The sequence below is a fragment of the Pseudomonas sp. NFACC13-1 genome, assembly GCF_900104425.1.
Taxonomy (GTDB): domain Bacteria; phylum Pseudomonadota; class Gammaproteobacteria; order Pseudomonadales; family Pseudomonadaceae; genus Aquipseudomonas; species Aquipseudomonas fluorescens_AA.
Genome location: NZ_FMXV01000005.1, coordinates 79,021 through 95,923, shown reverse-complemented (window position 1 = coordinate 95,923; position 16,903 = coordinate 79,021). Strand labels below are relative to the sequence as shown.

Here is a 16,903-nt window from a genome sequence, read left to right as displayed (position 1 = left end):
TGAAACTGTCCAACCGTTGCAAGGGGTTGCGCGGCGCGGAGCCTGGCAAACGGCTACACCACCAGCGTCAACCACGCCGACGCCAGCAACAACACCGCCATGCTGCGATTGAAGCGTCCCATCGCCACGGCTGAGCGACAGAACCTGGCGGCCCCCAGGCCCAGGTAGGCCCAGACGGTCATGCAGGGAATGGAGATCGCGAAAAATGCCAGGGACAACCAAAGGACCCGGATCGTCCGGTCGGCCTCGGCGCCGGCAAACACGCTGACCACCGCCAGCGCCATCATCCAGGTCTTGGGGTTCACCAATTGCAACCCGGCGGCCCCCGCCAGGCCCAGTCGCGGGCCCTCAACCGGACGGTCCGGGTCGATGGCCTGGGCCGGGGCGCGGAAAATCTGCCAGGCCATCCAGCTCAACCAGGCAATGCCGGCCCATGAAAGCACGGTCTGCAGCGTGGCGTGGCGCGCCAGCACGTCGCCCAATCCGGTGCCCACCAGCAACACCAGCAAAGCCGCCGCGGCGCAGGCCCCCAGGATGATCGGCAAGGTGGTGGCCAGGCCAAAGCGCGAGCTATGGCTCAGCACCAGGATATTGGTCGGGCCCGGGGTGATGGAGGCGACAAAGGCGAACAAGGCAAACGGCAGCAACTGGTCCATGGAGCAACTTCTCGGTGAATGATCGTCACTCGATCATCCCCACGAAGGCCCGCTCAGTCTGGAACAATTGAGCAGCGCTTGCGGTAGTCCGCCGGGCTCAGGCGATAGGCACGCTGGAACCAGCGCCCCAAGTGGCTCTGGTCGGCAAAACCGAGCATGGCCGCCACCGCCCCGGCACTCTCGCCAGAAGCCAGCAAGCGCCGCGCACGGGCCAGGCGCAATTGGATCAGATAGGCATGGGGGGCCAGGCCGAAAGCCGCCTTGAATGCACGGCTCAGGCGAAAACGATCCACACCGGTGACCTGCGCCAGATCGTCCAGACCGATGTCGTCGCTCAGGTGACTGTGCAGATAATCCCGGGCCTGCTGCGCCACCAATGGCAACCGCGGATCCGGGTTGATCCGCGCCCGCCAATGCAGGTGTTGGGTCAGGTTGGCCAACAAGGTATCAAGGGCCGTCTGGCGCACGATGCGGATTTCCTGCTCATGCAGGCTCTGGAAGGCCAAGGCCGTGGCACTCGCCAGCCGCGCATCGTCGGTCAGGGTGGCGGCGAATCCCAATTGGGCGTTGTCCGGCGCCCCGTCGAACAAGGAACGCAACTCACGCTCCAGCCATTGGGGTTCCAGGTACAACGTGCGGTAGGTAAAGCCGTGGTCGTGGGGCGCGTTGCCGTCATGCAACTCGCCGGGCTCGAGCAGGAATACCTTGCCCGGCGTGCTGTTGTGCTGCTGGCGACGGCAATGGAACTGTTGCACCCCCTGCTCGGTCACGCCCACCAGGTAGCTGTCATGCCAGTGGGGATCATAGGCATGCCCCTCGAAATGCGCGCGCACGGTCTCGATACCGGACGTGGCGTCCTGCTTGAGATCGATCCAGTTGCGCGCTGTCATGCCCTGCCCCGTTTAACGAATGTGCTCTTGACAGAGTAACTGCTGATGGGGCGTGTGTCTGGAAGATTTGTGCAAACCCTGTGGGGAGCGGGCTTGCTCGCGAAGGCGCTCAGCCTGTAGATACACGGGGCGACTGACCTACCGCTATCGCGAGCAAGCTCGCTCCCACCTTTTCTTGTGGTGCTCACAAAATCGCATTCCCCTGCAAAGCCCCCTTCCCACAGGTTTATGGCCGTCTCAGGCATCCGGGGTGATCGCGGGCAGCACCGCCTCCACCGCCAGTCTGGCCAATTCGGCGTCTTGCTCGGCCTTGACCCCGGACACGCCAATGGCGCCGATGCATTGACCGTCATGACGGATCGTCACCCCACCTTCAAGCATGCCCTGCAGGTGCGGAGCGCTGAGAAACGCGTAGCGACCACCATTGATCATGTCTTCGAAAACCTTGCTGTCGCGCCGGCCCATGGCGGCCGTGCGGGCTTTTTCGGTAGCGATATAGGCCGATAACGGCGAGGCATCGTCCAGGCGCAACAGCCCGAGGGGATGGCCACCGTCGTCCACCACGCAGACCGAAACGGCCCATTGGCGCTGGTGCGCCAGTTCCTTGGCCGCCACCAGCAACTGCGCGACATCCTGTTCAGTGAGTACGGCTTTGCTTTTCATGGATCACTCCGTGCTGTGCCACAGGAAGCCCGCAGGCTAGACCTGCGGGCCAAAAAACAGCCTCGAACGTCATTCACCGTAGATATCGAAATCGAAGTACTTCTGGCGAATCCTGTCGTAGGTGCCGTTGGCGCGAATGGTCGCCAGTGCCTGATTGAAGCGGCCCGCCAGCGCATCGTTCTTGCGTACCGCAATGCCGATACCCGTGCCGAAGTATTGTTCTTCGGTGAAATTGGGCCCGACAAACTCAAAATCCTTGCCCTCGGGACGCTTGAGCAGGCTTTCATCGATCACCACCGAACTGGCCATGGTCGCATCCAGGCGTCCGCCCAACAGGTCGAGGAAAATTTCATTCTGCGAACCATAGCGCACTACTTCGGCACCCGCCGGGGCAAAGTGATCGGTGACATAGCGATCGAAGTTGGTCGCCCGCTGCACACCGATCCGCTTGCCCTTGAGTTGTGCCGGGATGTCGCTGATACCACTGCCCTTGCGGAACACCAGGCGCGCCGGGATCCGGTAGTAGCGGTCGGTGAAATCCACCGACTTCAAGCGCTCCGGGGTGATCGACATAGACGAAATCACCGCGTCGACCTTCTTCACCTTCAGCGCCGGGATCAAGCCATCGAACTCTTGCTCCTGCCAGACACAGCGGACCTTCATCTCGGCGCACAATGCCTGGCCGATGTCATAGTCGAAACCGACGATGGCGTTATCCGGGGTTTTCGAGGCGAATGGCGGGTAAGCCGCCTCAATGCCGATACGCAACGATGATTCGGCGGCTTGCAGGCTCGCGCCGAAGGCCAGCAGAGAGATGAAACCCAGTTTCAGGGCAATGCGTTTAACGTTCATTCATTTGCTCCAGGTGCGATGTTATTGAGTTCGGGCGCTCTACAGAAGTCGCCCGTTATGGCAGCAGCAATGTGAACAAGCCCGGACGGCGACTCTGGCGGTCGCCTGCCCGGTGACAGCACAACGGTGATCCGGCCGGCGGCCTCAGACCGCCGCCGTGACAATCAACTCCAGCAAAATCTCGGGATCGTCGAAGGCCACTTGGGCGGTGGCCCGCGCCGGGGTGTGCGCGGCATCGACCCAGTCACTCCACAACGCGTTCATCGCAGCGAAATCCCGGGCCATGTCTTTCATCCAGATCTGCACACTGAGCAGCCTGTGTTTGTCGCTGCCGGACGCGGCCAGCAGCTCATCGACCCGCTGCAACACCTGGCGGGTCTGGCCCTGGATGTCCTGGCTGCAATCGGCGGCGACGACACCACTGAGCCAGGCCACGCCGTTGTGCACGACGCTGCGGCTCAGGCGTGGGTTGCTTTCGATGCGTTGAATACTCATGAGGGTTCCTCGACAGAGAGACGCTCGCCAGCCAATTGGGCGAGCGTGATGGGTTTGAGGGGCGAACGGATGCGGTAGTAGCCCACCTCGATGGGTGAGACGTGGCGGCGTTCGGCGATGATTTCGGTGACGCTCAGACCACACTGGCGCCCCTGGCACGGGCCCATGCCGCAACGGCCGAAGGCCTTGGCCTGGTTGGGCCCCAGGCAACCCAGGTCGACGTAACGGCGGATGTCCCCGGCGCTGACTTCTTCGCAGCGGCACACGGTGACGTCGTCGGCGGGGATACGATGGCCGACCTGGGGGCGATACAGGGTGTCGAGCAGCGGCCGTGCGGCGCGGGCGCGGCGTAGTGCGTATTGCAGGGGCCGCGCCTGCGCCTGCTGGCCGGCGATGGCCAACGCGGCCAGGCGTCCTTCCAGTCTCGCCACCTGGGCTCCGCCGATGGCGCCACCGTCACCGGCGATGAAAATGCCCGGCGTGCTGCTTTCACCCCATTGGTCACGGCGGGTCATCCAGCACAGCTGCTGCTCGCTCCAATCATGCTCCAGGCGCAATGACCAACTGACCTGGGTGTTCGGCACCACGCCTTGATGCAGCAGGATCAAATCGGCGCGAATGCGCTGCGAACGGCCTTGGCTGTCGAAGCTCAAGGCGCAGGCCCGATCCGCGCCTTCAATCTTCAGGTTGCGCGCACCGTGAAAATGCCGGACGCCAGCCCGCTTGAGTTCCGTCAGCAGCCCCAGCCCTTTGAGCAGGTCGCGCCAACCGCGCAACGCAGCGGGAATGTGTCGCCAGGCCCGCAGCAGATCGCTTCGGTGGCTGGTATCCACCAGCGCTTCAATGACGATGCCGGCACGCAGGTATTGCACTGCCAGCAGGTAAAGCAATGGACCACACCCGGCCAGTACCACGGGCGTGGCCGGCACCATGGCCGCGCCTTTGAGCAGGATCTGCCCGGCGCCAGCGGTCATGACGCCCGGCAAGGTCCAGCCAGGAATCGGCATCGGCCGTTCGAAAGCCCCCGTGGCAATCAACAGGTGGCGCCCTTGCAGGACTTCGGCGCGCCCCTCGACCAGGTAATGCACCTGGCGCTGCGGCGTCACCTGCCAGATGGCCGCATTGGGCAGATAGCGAGCACCGCAGCGCAGAAAGTCGGTGGCCAATGTCGCCCCGGCCCCGTAGTCATCACCCAATACGGCACGGCGATGTGCGTCAGCCTGGAGCACCTGGCGATAAATCTGCCCGCCTGGACTGGCCTGCTCATCCAGCACGACCACCGACAGGCCGTGGCTCCTGGCTTCGAGCGCAGCACTCATTCCCGCCGGGCCAGCGCCGATGACGATCAGATCGATGACCGCGTTACTCATCGCCGCCCTCCTCCCACGGTGCCAGGCAAACGGCCCCGCGTTGACGACGCACGCGCATGCCGGCACGCACCGGCACCAGGCAGGCCTGGGTATTGGCGTATCCGTTCACCTCCACCAGGCACTCGAAGCACACCCCCATCATGCAATAAGGCGCGCCGGGGCGGCCGTTGATGGCGCTCTCGCGGGTGTGTCGGATGCCGCAACCCAGCAGCGCCGCCGCCAGGGATACCTCGGCGGGTACCGTGAAGGGCGTGCCTTCGAATTCGATTTGCACGGTGTGATCTTCCGAGGCCAATGGCCGGAACAGACTGTCAGCCGACATGGCGCGCCTCTGTTTGCAGGTTGAAACGTTGCAGCCCGAATGGCTTCACCGCCGAATCATCGAATTCGCCGGCGATCCACGGCGCCAGGCGCAAGGCATGGGCAGCAGCCAGCGTCACGCCGCTGTGGCAGCTGACAATCGACAGCCCCGGGCAGCTTGGCGGCGTTTCGTAGATGGGAAAGCCATCGGCACTCATCACCCGCAGCGCCCCCCAGGCCCGCACCAGTCGTACCTGGCCCAAGCGCGGGAAGCACTGCACCGCGCGCCGTGCAATGGCGGCCATGACCTGGCTGCCGGTGCCATCATCCAAGCCCGTCGACTCGTGAGAATCCCCCAGTTGCAGCGTGCCCTCGTCGGTCTGGCGGACATAGGTGGTGGGGTAATGCAGAAATGGCTCGAGCCGTTCGGTGACCAGGATCTGGCCACGGTTCGGCTGCACCGGTACATCCAACCCCACCATGCCCCCCAGCGCCCGATTGCCAAGGCCGGCGGCCAGCACGACCTGGCGGGCAGACCAGCGCTGCGCTCCGGCCCGCAGCTCGAAACCCTTGGCAACCGCATCGATCGCATCGACATGATGGCCGTTGATGAGCCTGACCCCGCGAGACTGGCAGGCGGCAAAAAGCGAGCGCAGCAGCTTGAGCGGGTTGACGTGACCGTCCATGGGCGAAAAGCAGCCGCCCACCACATCCGGCCCGATGCCGGGCAAGCGCGCCCGCAGTTGCGCGGCGTCCAGCTGTTCAAAGGGGTAGTCGCCGGCAAAGGCATCGCGCAGCCAACCCAGTCGACGGCTTTCTTCGGCCATTTCCGCGTCGCTCAGGCACAACTGGAAGCCACCCCGTTGGCGCAGATGAATGTCGATGCCGGTATCGGCTTGCAACGCCGCGGCAAACCGAGGCCAGAGCGCCACCGATTCCCGCGTCCACCGGGCATACGGACTCATGCGGTAGCCCTTGCCCTGGACCCAGAGCAAACCAAAGTTGCCCCGGGCGGCGCGAATAGCGTCATCGCCCTCGTCGAGCACGCTCACCTGGCGCCCGAGCAAAGCCAGTCCATAGGCGATGGACATGCCCACCAGGCCACCCCCTACGACAATGACATCAGTTTTTAGCATGGCTTTCGGATCGCTGTTTTCGGCGCCGATGATTCAGTCAGGCGTCGGCCCATGGCTGGTTCAAGTGCTTTGCGTCGATCCTAGGGCGATGACAACGCCTTGAAAAATGCTTTATTTTGGCAACCTCATGTCTTTTTGTTATGGGTTGGTCCGCACCATGAATCTCCGTCAGTTGGAAGCCTTTCGCGCCGTCATCCTGGGCCAGACCGTGACCCGCGCCGCCGAAATGCTGCACATCTCACAACCGGCGGCGACCCGGCTGATCGCCAGCCTGGAAGAGGACATCGGTTTCAGCCTGTTCGACCGGGTCAAGGGACGGCTGCAACCCACCGCCGAGGCCATGACGCTGTATCAGGAAGTGCAACGTTCGTTGCTGGGCGTGGAACGCATTGCGCGCACCGCCCAGGACATCCGCACGCTCAAGCGCGGTTCGCTGCACATTGCCTGCGCACCGGCCATGGGCCTGTCATTCGTGCCCCGGGCGATTGCCGCGTTCATGGCCGAACACGATCAGGTACAGATCTCGCTGGTGGTGCATTCGTCCCGGGAAGTGGTGGACCTGGTGGTGGGGCAACGCTGCGACCTGGGCCTGATCGTATTGCCTAACACGTACCCAAGCCCCCGCGCCGAAAAACTGTTGGCAACGCGCATGCTCTGCGCCCTGCCCGCTGGCCATCGCTTGCAGGGCCAGGCGACGATCCGCCCGGAAGACTTGCAAGGCGAACCGTTCATTTCCTACCCGCAGTCGATTGCCTCGCGCCAACACATCGATGCGATCTTCGCCGCCCACGGCGTAGACCGAGAACTGCGGCTGGAAACCCAACTCTCGCTGCCCATGTGCGCATTCGTCGAACAAGGTTTGGGCGTGGCGTTGGTGGACGCCATCAGTGCCGTCGAGTACCGCGGCCAGGGCATCGTCTTCCGGGCTTTCGAACCGGCGATAGAAATGGACTTCAGCATGCTCCTGCCCATCCAGGGGCCGGTTTCCAGGCTGCAAGCCAGCTTCCTGGAGCACATGAAGCGATTCATCGAAGCGCAGGTGCCGGCGGCCTACCGGTTCTGACGCTGTCGCAAAACGGCAGCCAATGGATCCACTGAACAAGCCAATCATCCACTTATCCAGCAAAACCGTTGACAAAGAAATTAGTTAAGAGAGTTAATGGATCCACAGACAAGAACAACATCCGCCTGGAGATCCGTCATGTACCCCAAGAACGCCTGGTACGTTGCCTGCACCCCCGATGAAATCGCCGACAAACCCCTGGGCCGGCAGATTTGCGGTGAAAAGATGGTTTTTTACCGGGGCCATCAAGGTAGGATCGCGGCCGTGGAAGACTTCTGCCCCCATCGCGGCGCCCCGCTGTCCCTGGGCTATGTCGAAAATGGCAACCTGGTGTGCGGCTATCACGGCTTGGTGATGGGCGGTGATGGCAAGACCGTCGAGATGCCGGGGCAACGGGTACGGGGATTCCCCTGCAACAAGACCTTCGCGGTGCAGGAACGGTATGGCTTCATCTGGGTCTGGCCCGGTGACCAGGCGCTGGCCGACCCGGCACTGATCCATCATCTGGAATGGGCTGAAAGCGATGAATGGGCCTACGGCGGCGGCCTGTTCCACATCCAGTGCGACTATCGCCTGATGATCGACAACCTGATGGACCTGACCCACGAAACCTACGTCCACGCCTCGAGCATCGGCCAGAAGGAAATCGATGAGGCGCCGCCAGTGACCACCGTCGAAGGCGATGAAGTGGTCACCGCCCGCCATATGGAAAACATCATGGCCCCGCCGTTCTGGCGCATGGCCCTGCGCGGCAACAACCTGGCCGATGACGTGCCGGTGGACCGCTGGCAGATCTGCCGCTTCACCCCGCCCAGCCATGTGCTGATCGAAGTGGGCGTGGCCCATGCCGGCAACGGCGGTTATCACGCCGCGCCGCAATTCAAGGCGTCGAGCATCGTGGTGGATTTCATCACACCGGAAACCGAGACCTCGATCTGGTATTTCTGGGGCATGGCCCGGCACTTCCAGCCGCAGGATGAAGCCCTCACCGCATCCATTCGCGAAGGCCAAGGCAAGATTTTCAGCGAAGACCTGGAAATGCTCGAACGCCAGCAACGCAACCTGCTGGACCACCCGCAACGCAACTTGCTCAAGCTCAACATCGATGCGGGCGGCGTGCAGTCCCGGCGGGTGCTGGAGCGTTGGATCGCACGGGAGCGCGAGCCTCAAGCCGGCTTGATCGCCAGCAGCCAACAGCCACATCTGGCGGAGCAACGGCCATGATCGAAGTCCAGGTCACGGCGCGACACCGCGAAGCCCTCGATATCTGCAGCTACGAGTTGACCCGCGTCGACGGCGCGCCGTTGCCGGCCTTCACCGCTGGTGCCCACATCGATGTGCACTTGCCCGACGGGCTGATTCGCCAATACTCGCTGTGCAATCATCCCGAGGAACGGCATCGCTACCTCATAGGCGTGCTCAAGGACCCGGCGTCCCGCGGTGGTTCGCGCAGCCTGCATGAGCTGATCCAGCCAGGCATGCGCTTGCACATCAGCGAACCACGCAACCTGTTCGCGCTCGCCCCCCACGCCCGGCGCAGCCTGCTGTTTGCCGGAGGCATCGGCATTACGCCGATCCTGTGCATGGCCGAGCACCTGGCCCAGAGCGGTGCAGCGTTCGAGCTGCATTACTGCGCCCGCTCCCGAGACCGTGCTGCCTTTGTCGAACGCCTGCGCCAGGCCCCTTACGCTGACCGGGTGTTCCTGCATTTCGATGAAGAACCAGAAACCCTGCTGGACGCCGCCAGGGTGCTGGCCGCCCCCGATAACGACCTGCACCTCTACGTGTGCGGGCCCGGTGGTTTCATGCAGCACATCCTCGAGACCGCCAAGGACCAGGGTTGGCAGGAAGACCGCCTGCACCGCGAATACTTCGCCGCCGCCCCTACCGACACCCGTGCCGACGGCAGCTTTTCAGTCAAGCTCGCCCGCACAGGCCAGGTCTTCGAGGTACCGGCGGACCGCAGCGTGGTGCAGGTGCTGGAGAGCCATGGCATCGAGATCCCGATCTCCTGCGAACAAGGCGTGTGCGGCACTTGCCTGACCCGCGTGCTGGAAGGCGTGCCGGAGCATCGGGACATGTTCCTGACCGAGGCCGAACAGGCCTGCAACGACCAGTTCACACCGTGCTGCTCCAGGTCGAAGACGCCGGTGCTGGTGCTGGATCTCTAACGCAGAACACTGTGGGAGCGAGCTTGCTCGCGATGGCGCCGGCTCAGCAGCATTGGTGGCGACTGACACACCGCTATCGCGAGCGAGCTCGCTCCCACAGGAGAGCTGTGGCGTATGCGAATCCTGGGGCCACCCCAAAACAACTGTGGGAGCGAGCCTGCTCGCGATGGCGTCGGCTCAGCAACATTGATGGCGACTGATATACCGCTATCGCGAGCAAGCTCGCTCCCACAAGGGATCTGGGCAAGAGGAAATTCTGCCGTTGCCTGCGACCGGGCGAATTACTCCGAACGCAGAATCACCGTCATCCGCTCGTCAGCCAGCGTCGAGCCGAACACTTCGGCGTAACGCAGCGTCGCATTGGCATGCTCGCGCATGATCGCCTCGGCACGGCCGCTCTGGCGATTGATCAGTGCGTCGAACACCGAATGGTGTTGCATGTGGGCATAGTTGAAACGGCGAAACTCGCCGGCCATGTTCTGGCGATCCACCGCCAAGGCGGTGACTGAAGCGAAAGGCAGATGATCGTTGCGAGCCAAGGCGTCGGCGATCGCCGGGTTGTGGCTGCCTTCGACGATCACCTGATGAAAGCGCATGTTGAGGTCGTGATAGACCTCCAGGTCATCCTCGGTCACATAACCTTTGGCGAACAGTTCATCCCCCTGCACCAGGCATTGCTCGAGTATCGCGCGCGCTTCTTCAGACAAGCCATGCTCGGCCGTCTGCCGTGCCGCCAGGCCCTCCAGCACGCCACGTACCTCCACAGCCCCGGCGATTTGCTCGGCACTGACCGAACGCACCTGAAAACCTCGCCCGCCAAAGCGCACCAGCAGCCCTTCCTGCTCCAGGGTGCGGAACGCCATGCGCACCGGCATGCGCGACACGCCGAACAACTCAGCCGTGGGAATTTCCATCAAGCGCTCGCCAGCGGCCAGCTCACCCGAGGCGATCATCTTGCGCAGCGCAACCAGCACCGTTTGGCCGGGCTTACTCATCCAGGCGATTCCAGAGAAAAGAAGCCCTCATAGTAGAAGGCTTGGCGCAACGTGTCACGGCGAGGCACGGGGGCGAGGCCTTGATAAAAGCCGGTGGTTCAAATGCCCGCCAGTTCCCGCAACTGCGCCAAAGTCTGCTCGTCCAGGATAATCCCCTGCTCATTGGCCTTGCTGCGCTCGCGATGACGACGGTCTCCCGGCAACCGCCGCAGCCCGACGCCATGCATCTGCCTGACCAGTTCCCGGCTGCGTTCGGCGAAATCTTGCCCGGCTGACTTGCTGGGGTCGATCACGATCAACAACTGGCCAGTCCACGGCGTCTTGGCGCCCGGATGATTGCTCCAGTCGAACTCGAAGGAAAAGTTACCCCCGGTCAGGGCCGCCGCCAGCAACTCGACCATCATCGACAGCGCCGAGCCCTTATGCCCGCCGAACGGCAGGAGCGCTCCGCCTTCGAGAATCGCCTTGGGGTCGCGGGTCGGTTGGCCGAGGCTGTCCACGCCCATGCCCGGCGGCAACAACTCCCCCTTGCGTGCAGCAATCTGTACGTCACCGTGGGCAATGGCGCTGGTGGCCAGGTCGAAGACAATCGGCTCACCGTCGGCCCGTGGTGCGGCGAAGGCAATGGGGTTGGTGCCGAACAGTGGACGATCCGCGCCATGGGGCACCACACACGTCATGCTGTTGACCACGCTCAACGCCACCAGGCCTTCGTAGGCAAACGGCTCGACATCCGGCCAGAGCGCCGCAAAGTGATGGGAGTTGCGAATGGCCAGGACGGCGATACCGGCGCTGCGGGCCTTTTCCACCAGCAATGGCCGCGCAGCAGCCAGGGCTGGCTGGGCAAAGCCATTGCCGGCATCCACCGCGACGAACCCTGACGCCACGTCTTCGACCACCGGCACGGCCTTGCCGTTGACCCAGCCGCTGTTCAGCGTCGAGACATAACCGGGGATGCGGAACACCCCATGGCTATGGGCACCGTCGCGCTCGGCCCCGGCGCAGTTTTCAGCCAGGCACCGGGCGACTTCGGTCGACGTGCCATGACGCAGGAAAATCTTCTCCAGCAAGCTCACCAGAGCATCGAAGGACAGGGTGCAAGAAGCGGCATGATCGGATGGTGCAGACATCTGAAGCTCCGGAATGATTGTTGGAGGTAGCAACAGCGTGAAGGACCCGCCCGGTGATTAAACACTGTTTCAGGCGCGCACTGTCAATCCTTCCACTGCCGATCGAAGAAGCCCGGCGTGCAATAACTATGTACCACCCTTGCCCATCCATCGCTGCCTAGTCTGAGCGCTTGCGCCCCATTCGCGGCGCCTTGATCGAGAATCAACGATGACCACTGAAACCACGCCACTGCTATTTCCCGAGGTATTGAACGCCACTCGCCTGGACGAATTGACCGCTCCCCATGGGCTGACCCAGGCCGACCTCGACTGGTTGCACCATGTCTCCCTGCCCAGCCATGCGCAACGTGCGGCGCAGATGCCGTCGATGTCCGCCGAAACGATCCTGCTCCAGGCCGAGAACAAGGCGCCGATTCCATTGGCCGGCTGCTTTACCCTCAAGGTCCTGCCAGATACCGACGCAGCCGACCTCAAGCCTGCGTTCCTTTACACGCCGGACAAGGGGATTACCCGGTTCAGCGACCCGCAAGCCCTCGAAAACAAGATCGATGAAATGCTGCAGGATGCCGCGGGGCGCGACGATCTGTTTCGCTACCTGTCGATTTCCCAGCGCAGCGAACTGAACAGCACGACCGACCTCACACAAACCAGCCAGATCATCGACGAAGACGTTTTCAAGGCGCAGATCGAATCCATCGAATACGCCCAGAGCCTCAACGCCCTGGCCATGGTGGATGAGCTGATCAAACTGCCCACACTGACCTCGATGCTTGACCAGGCCTTGAACGAGCGGCTTCCCGACTTCGATCAACGACAGGCCCGCGTCGCCTTGCGCAAGGGTGTCCCGCTGGGCGCTACCCATGCGATCCCGGTCACCGAGAGCATTGCGCTGAGCGACGCCGTGCTGGTGTACTTTCACCATCAGGGTTGGCCTGCCGGGCATGACGTCGACCTGACGCACCCCGGCACGAGCGCACACACGGCGCAGCAATGGGAAGGCATCATCGAGGCCACGGCCAGGAACCTGATCCCCAAGCTCAGCCAATGCATCGATGCCTACTGGGCGGCGAACAGCCCCTTCCACCTGTCGCGCCGCCACTTTCTTGCCCGCGTCATTCGCGACGCATTGCAGGCCGCGATCCTGATCGAACGTGAAAAAGGGCAACTGACCCAGGCCCAAAGCCAGGAGTTGCTTCGACTGTTCAGGCCTTCGCGCCGGGAAGAGCCACTGCTGTTCATCGAAACGATTCGCCTCTGGGAATATGCGCCGCGTTTCGTCGAACTGGCGGGTTCGTTGATGATCAGCGGCAAGGATCATTATCTCTATACCCCCAGCCATGGTCTGCAGAAGGTCGCGAACTACCTGGGCTTCAAGGATGCACTGTTTAACCCCCCCGCCACAGTCAAGCCCGGGCAAGCGCTCTACAACCTCTTGAGCCTGGAAGAACACAACCGTTTTCTGCGCTTCGACCAGCCGCAAGTGTCGGGCGAATCGGTGAACCTGCCAGTGGCCGAATCCCTGGCAGACGCGATCATTGCCAAACAGCTGGACAACTTGCACTACGCGTTGGAAATGTCCCGCCAGGGCGACGTCAACCTCCACTCACTCATCGACAAGGCGCTGGATATCCGCACCTTGATCAACAAAAGCCTGCTGGATCAGAAAACCGATGGGCATTGGGGTACACGACCGGCGTTTTACGGAGACTTGCGACCGTCCAACTTCATGGCCGACCAACTGGAAAGGAAGATCAAGAGCTACACCGATGTCGAAGACGCTTTTCACACCCACTTCATCAAGCTGCCCCCCGCCAACACGGCCTCGCTGCACAGCGGGCTGGACAAGCTGCTGCCTGAACTGACCAACGTTTTCTCACTGGGCCTGCGCGCCGAGGCCGAACTCAGAGAACGTGACGCAACGCTACCCGCCGCCGCCCATGACTTGATCAGGAGCGTTTTCGCCTACGACGCCGACTACCCGGACCGCACGCAGCGCCCGGGCGTCAGAGGCTTTCAGCCAGATGTCTATTCGTTGAAGCTGACATGCCGTACCGAGGAGCGCGTGATTTCCCTACGCCTGGCCAACTGTTTTTTAATGACCGAGCGCGGCGGCCTGGATACTCCCTACTCGGGCATGGCCATCCTTTGGTCCCCCACCGACGGCCTACAGGCTTTTGCGAACGTCGAGCTGGCCACGGAGCAATTGAACAAAAACCTGCTGGACACTCGAAAACGCTTTGCCTGGCTCTCGAACCTGGCGCCCGCTCAACGCCTGCCCCACGGACGCTACCAACTCCAGGCCTATGAACTGCTGGAAGATAATGTGCTGGTGAATCGGATGAATTCGTTCATCGAACAGTTCAAGAGCGAGCGCAATTACTTGAGCACGTTGAAGGTCGGGGATTGGAAACTCAGCGGATCGGCGCTGCGCAACAGCCTCGACGCCTTGCTGGCCAAAGGCGCGCCCACCAATCTGAAGCGCGCCGTGGACATCGCCCGAGCCAACAGGCGACAACAGACACTGCCCGCCTGGCTCGGTACGGCGTCCCTGGAAGATCAACGCCTGCATATCGAACTGCTCGAGCAGTACAGGAACAGCGTGGTCGATGCCGATGCCAAGGACTACCTCGACGGTATCGAGCCATTGCGCACCTACGTGCATAAAAAGCTCAAAGCGTTACTGGACGCACGTTTCCCTGGAAAAAACCTCGACCCCGACACCCTCCAGATCACACCGAACCTTGCCGTCGTGGGGCCGGCCAGCGCGTTGACCGACTTTGCCTTGCATCATGTCGATGTGACCCGAAACGGCTTCAAGATTTCGTCAACCTCCACGCACAAACTGCCCGACGGCTTGAACGAGATGGCGGTCAGGCAAATATTATCGTCATTGGATATTTCCACCGCCTATAAAGCACAGGTCGTGGAGAAACTTTCCGGTTCTGCCGCGCCAGGCTTGCAAAGCAAGCGACGGTTCCGCCGACAACTCCCCTGGCAACTGCTGCAACATGCTCACGCCCGGCACCTGCAGCAACAGCTCTCCAGCAAGGCATTCGACCTGATTCGCCAGGTACTGGACATGCCGGACGCCATCGCCCGTAGCGCGGTCGAAGGCGCCAGCGCCGTGTTTCGCCCAGTGGAACTGATCAAGACCGGCGGCGCGGCGGCGGTCAAGGCCCTTGGGCTTTACCTGGTGGGTTTGAACGCCCAGGTAGCCAACCCCCTTGTCCTGTATGCCCCTTATCACTCAGGTCATTGCTTTACCGAATTCAAGGACGAAGCGAGTGTGGTCGCGGCCTTCAACACGCCCGGCGCGCTCCAGGATCTGCTGGTCCACCGGCTTCCCGAGGATCAGCGAGCCATTTTCAAGAACCTGTTCGCTTCGACACTCGGGCGCCTTTCGGAAATCACCCTGGGGTCCAACCCTGTTCGCACAAACCTGTTCGACACGCTGTTCGATGACAACACGAAGTTGCTGGCAGAACTGTTGGGTTCCCAGGCACAGGACAAGCGTCAATTTGACTGGAGTACCGTCTTGCACCTGTTCAGCTCGGGCATCCGGTTAGTGGGAAGACAGTTGCCAGGCAAACTGACGTTCATAGAAACGCTGTGGGACAGTTACCAGGACTTCAAGGCGTCTTCCGAGGCCCTGCAAGCGCATGACTGGAAAGCCGGCTTGCACAACTTCATCGCCGGCGCCGCCGAGATGGTCTCGCTGGGCCTGCTCAATCGCGACGATACATTCGGTCTGCTCGATCCCGTTGAACCCGCCTTGCCAAGCGCCCCGTCGACGCTCGACTGGAAGAGCATCGCTTCCACCGGCCAACTGCGTACCGACCTGGGCGTCTTCGAAGCCACGGGCGTCAGCCTGTCCAACCTGCAAAAAAACCTGGCTGATGGAACTTACAAGGCCATGGAAAACGGCAGGCTTTATATCCCCTTGGCCGGCAAAGTCTTTCAAGTGGCAAAAGCCGGCCAAAACTGGCGAATCATTCATGAACACGGCGAGGGACCGTTTTTGAAAAAGTCCCCGGATGGCCGGACATGGGAAATCGACCCACAACGCCAAACCATCCGCTTTGGCAAGGCCGGCTCGAAGATGGCCATCACCTATAGCGACTTCAAAGCCAAAGGCTCATTGAATATTGAAGCACGAGGCATGACGGAAATACGCCGGAAATATCAGCATCGGGCAAATGCGATCGTGCAGGCCCTGGAGACCGCGCGGTTCTACTCGTTCAATGCCCTTCACAACCTCCATCAACTCAAGCAACAGGTTGTTCCGGGCTCTCGACTGGACAACTACCTCAGATTGTTTTTTGGTGTCAGCAGCGTCGACGCCAGTCTTATCCGCAAAATAGAGACGGCGATCTCGCCGATATGCCAGGCCTTGGCCGATCCTTCCTGGGAACTGCAAAATGCGAACCGCATCGTTGTCGGCCACCTCAAACATCTGGAGGACAGAGCCACTGCATTCGTGCTCGAACCGACCGCCGTTGGAAGAATCTACCTCACACAGTTCTTCTTCGACATGGAATTGGATGGGTACAAGGCTGTCGTCCCCGATACGTTTAATGTCGACGCCCATGCCCAGGCAGCGACCTTCATCCATGAAGTCTCCCATCAGCTGTTCGATACCCTCGATATCATCTATCTGGACGCGGTACTGCCATTCCTCGACTTGATTTCAACAGCGACTCATCCAGGGCAAGTGCAATACGCCAAGCAAAAGGACCTGCAACTCAACGGACTTTCATTGACCACCCCAAAATCCAAACTGTTCATGCATTGGGACAGCGCAGACAACACCTACAAGAAGTTTGAGCTGCTGCCTTTGTACAAAGAAACAACCCGGGAGATCCTGAAGATCACTGGCGCCAAAACCATGGATATTGCCCGCGATGATTTTCTGGATCCGATTTTGCCGGGCAAGCGCATCGACGTCATACTTCGCAACGCCGACTCGCTCACACTGTTGATTTGTGAACTAGGACGGCAACTCGATGCGAGTCCTTCCCGGCAACTTGCCGTGCCGTGAGCTGCACAAGAGGGGGGTTGATTAATGCCAGTCAAAAACCCGTGGGAGCAAAGCTTGCTCGCGATAGCGGCCGATCAGTCAATGGCATGTCGACTGGCTCACCCAATCGCGAGCAAGCTTTGCTCCACGGGTTTGGGGCTTGAC

At 61.7% G+C, this 16,903-nt stretch carries 14 protein-coding genes; 4 read left to right on the top strand and 10 right to left on the bottom strand.

Annotation, left to right across the window (positions count from 1 at the left end; genetic code table 11):
- Positions 1-53: 53 nt before the first annotated feature.
- The 8 genes from BLQ55_RS08805 to BLQ55_RS08770 all read right to left on the bottom strand — a co-directional run bounded on the left by BLQ55_RS08805 (position 54) and on the right by BLQ55_RS08770 (position 6,362).
- Entirely contained in the window at positions 54-656 is a 603-nt protein-coding gene (locus BLQ55_RS08805) for a LysE family translocator (RefSeq protein WP_092199512.1), read from the bottom strand.
- A 53-nt stretch (positions 657-709) separates the two neighbouring features.
- On the bottom strand, positions 710-1,546 hold the full coding sequence (locus BLQ55_RS08800) for an AraC family transcriptional regulator (protein ID WP_092253426.1): 837 nt from the start codon (positions 1,544-1,546) through the stop codon (positions 710-712).
- A 237-nt stretch (positions 1,547-1,783) separates the two neighbouring features.
- Positions 1,784-2,209, bottom strand: a complete 426-nt coding sequence (locus BLQ55_RS08795; RefSeq protein ID WP_092199506.1) for a GlcG/HbpS family heme-binding protein — start codon at positions 2,207-2,209, stop codon at positions 1,784-1,786.
- A gap of 69 nt (positions 2,210-2,278) precedes the next feature.
- The gene (locus tag BLQ55_RS08790; RefSeq protein ID WP_092199503.1) at positions 2,279-3,061 is read right to left on the bottom strand and encodes an ABC transporter substrate-binding protein; all 783 of its coding nucleotides are present in this window, start codon (positions 3,059-3,061) and stop codon (positions 2,279-2,281) included.
- A 144-nt stretch (positions 3,062-3,205) separates the two neighbouring features.
- A complete protein-coding gene (locus BLQ55_RS08785; RefSeq protein WP_092199500.1) occupies positions 3,206-3,556 on the bottom strand; it encodes a RidA family protein in 351 nt (116 codons plus the stop codon).
- On the bottom strand, positions 3,553-4,926 hold the full coding sequence (locus BLQ55_RS08780; RefSeq protein WP_092199497.1) for an FAD/NAD(P)-dependent oxidoreductase: 1,374 nt from the start codon (positions 4,924-4,926) through the stop codon (positions 3,553-3,555). Before BLQ55_RS08780 ends, BLQ55_RS08785 begins: the two co-directional genes overlap by 4 nt.
- Positions 4,919-5,248: a (2Fe-2S)-binding protein gene (locus BLQ55_RS08775; protein WP_092253424.1), complete on the bottom strand. Its 330-nt coding sequence runs from the start codon at positions 5,246-5,248 to the stop codon at positions 4,919-4,921. The genes BLQ55_RS08780 and BLQ55_RS08775 overlap by 8 nt, the downstream gene beginning before the upstream one ends.
- A complete protein-coding gene (locus tag BLQ55_RS08770; protein WP_092253422.1) occupies positions 5,238-6,362 on the bottom strand; it encodes an NAD(P)/FAD-dependent oxidoreductase in 1,125 nt (374 codons plus the stop codon). The genes BLQ55_RS08775 and BLQ55_RS08770 overlap by 11 nt, the downstream gene beginning before the upstream one ends.
- A 157-nt stretch (positions 6,363-6,519) precedes the next feature.
- Here BLQ55_RS08770 and BLQ55_RS08765 point away from each other — a divergent pair, with 157 nt between their 5' ends.
- From BLQ55_RS08765 to BLQ55_RS08755, 3 genes are all read left to right on the top strand, one after another.
- On the top strand, positions 6,520-7,425 hold the full coding sequence (locus tag BLQ55_RS08765; RefSeq protein ID WP_092199995.1) for a LysR substrate-binding domain-containing protein: 906 nt from the start codon (positions 6,520-6,522) through the stop codon (positions 7,423-7,425).
- 138 nt (positions 7,426-7,563) lie between these two features.
- Positions 7,564-8,649, top strand: coding sequence for an aromatic ring-hydroxylating oxygenase subunit alpha (locus BLQ55_RS08760; protein ID WP_092253420.1), 1,086 nt, complete (start codon positions 7,564-7,566; stop codon positions 8,647-8,649).
- Complete coding sequence (locus BLQ55_RS08755) at positions 8,646-9,596, top strand: PDR/VanB family oxidoreductase (RefSeq protein ID WP_092199485.1); 951 nt, start codon at positions 8,646-8,648, stop codon at positions 9,594-9,596. Before BLQ55_RS08760 ends, BLQ55_RS08755 begins: the two co-directional genes overlap by 4 nt.
- Positions 9,597-9,877: 281 nt before the next feature.
- On the opposite strand, the gene BLQ55_RS08750 is transcribed toward BLQ55_RS08755, so the two are convergent.
- On the bottom strand, positions 9,878-10,591 hold the full coding sequence (locus BLQ55_RS08750; protein WP_003202123.1) for a GntR family transcriptional regulator: 714 nt from the start codon (positions 10,589-10,591) through the stop codon (positions 9,878-9,880).
- Between the two features lie 98 nt (positions 10,592-10,689).
- Positions 10,690-11,721 carry an Ldh family oxidoreductase gene (locus BLQ55_RS08745; RefSeq protein WP_092253418.1) on the bottom strand — a complete coding sequence of 344 codons (1,032 nt, stop codon included), beginning with the start codon at positions 11,719-11,721 and terminating at the stop codon, positions 10,690-10,692.
- 208 nt (positions 11,722-11,929) lie between these two features.
- Between BLQ55_RS08745 and BLQ55_RS08740 the strand changes: the two genes are divergently transcribed.
- Positions 11,930-16,759: a dermonecrotic toxin domain-containing protein gene (locus BLQ55_RS08740; RefSeq protein WP_092253416.1), complete on the top strand. Its 4,830-nt coding sequence runs from the start codon at positions 11,930-11,932 to the stop codon at positions 16,757-16,759.
- Positions 16,760-16,903: the final 144 nt, after the last annotated feature.

Bases quoted from the DNA above. Each gene is read 5' to 3' on its own strand.
- BLQ55_RS08805 (WP_092199512.1), bottom strand. From the start codon at position 656: ATGGACCAGTTGCTGCCGTTTGCCTTGTTCGCCTTTGTCGCCTCCATC.
- BLQ55_RS08800 (WP_092253426.1), bottom strand. From the start codon at position 1,546: ATGACAGCGCGCAACTGGATCGATCTCAAGCAGGACGCCACGTCCGGT.
- BLQ55_RS08795 (WP_092199506.1), bottom strand. From the start codon at position 2,209: ATGAAAAGCAAAGCCGTACTCACTGAACAGGATGTCGCGCAGTTGCTG.
- BLQ55_RS08790 (WP_092199503.1), bottom strand. From the start codon at position 3,061: ATGAACGTTAAACGCATTGCCCTGAAACTGGGTTTCATCTCTCTGCTG.
- BLQ55_RS08785 (WP_092199500.1), bottom strand. From the start codon at position 3,556: ATGAGTATTCAACGCATCGAAAGCAACCCACGCCTGAGCCGCAGCGTC.
- BLQ55_RS08780 (WP_092199497.1), bottom strand. From the start codon at position 4,926: ATGAGTAACGCGGTCATCGATCTGATCGTCATCGGCGCTGGCCCGGCG.
- BLQ55_RS08775 (WP_092253424.1), bottom strand. From the start codon at position 5,248: ATGTCGGCTGACAGTCTGTTCCGGCCATTGGCCTCGGAAGATCACACC.
- BLQ55_RS08770 (WP_092253422.1), bottom strand. From the start codon at position 6,362: ATGCTAAAAACTGATGTCATTGTCGTAGGGGGTGGCCTGGTGGGCATG.
- BLQ55_RS08765 (WP_092199995.1), top strand. From the start codon at position 6,520: ATGAATCTCCGTCAGTTGGAAGCCTTTCGCGCCGTCATCCTGGGCCAG.
- BLQ55_RS08760 (WP_092253420.1), top strand. From the start codon at position 7,564: ATGTACCCCAAGAACGCCTGGTACGTTGCCTGCACCCCCGATGAAATC.
- BLQ55_RS08755 (WP_092199485.1), top strand. From the start codon at position 8,646: ATGATCGAAGTCCAGGTCACGGCGCGACACCGCGAAGCCCTCGATATC.
- BLQ55_RS08750 (WP_003202123.1), bottom strand. From the start codon at position 10,591: ATGAGTAAGCCCGGCCAAACGGTGCTGGTTGCGCTGCGCAAGATGATC.
- BLQ55_RS08745 (WP_092253418.1), bottom strand. From the start codon at position 11,721: ATGTCTGCACCATCCGATCATGCCGCTTCTTGCACCCTGTCCTTCGAT.
- BLQ55_RS08740 (WP_092253416.1), top strand. From the start codon at position 11,930: ATGACCACTGAAACCACGCCACTGCTATTTCCCGAGGTATTGAACGCC.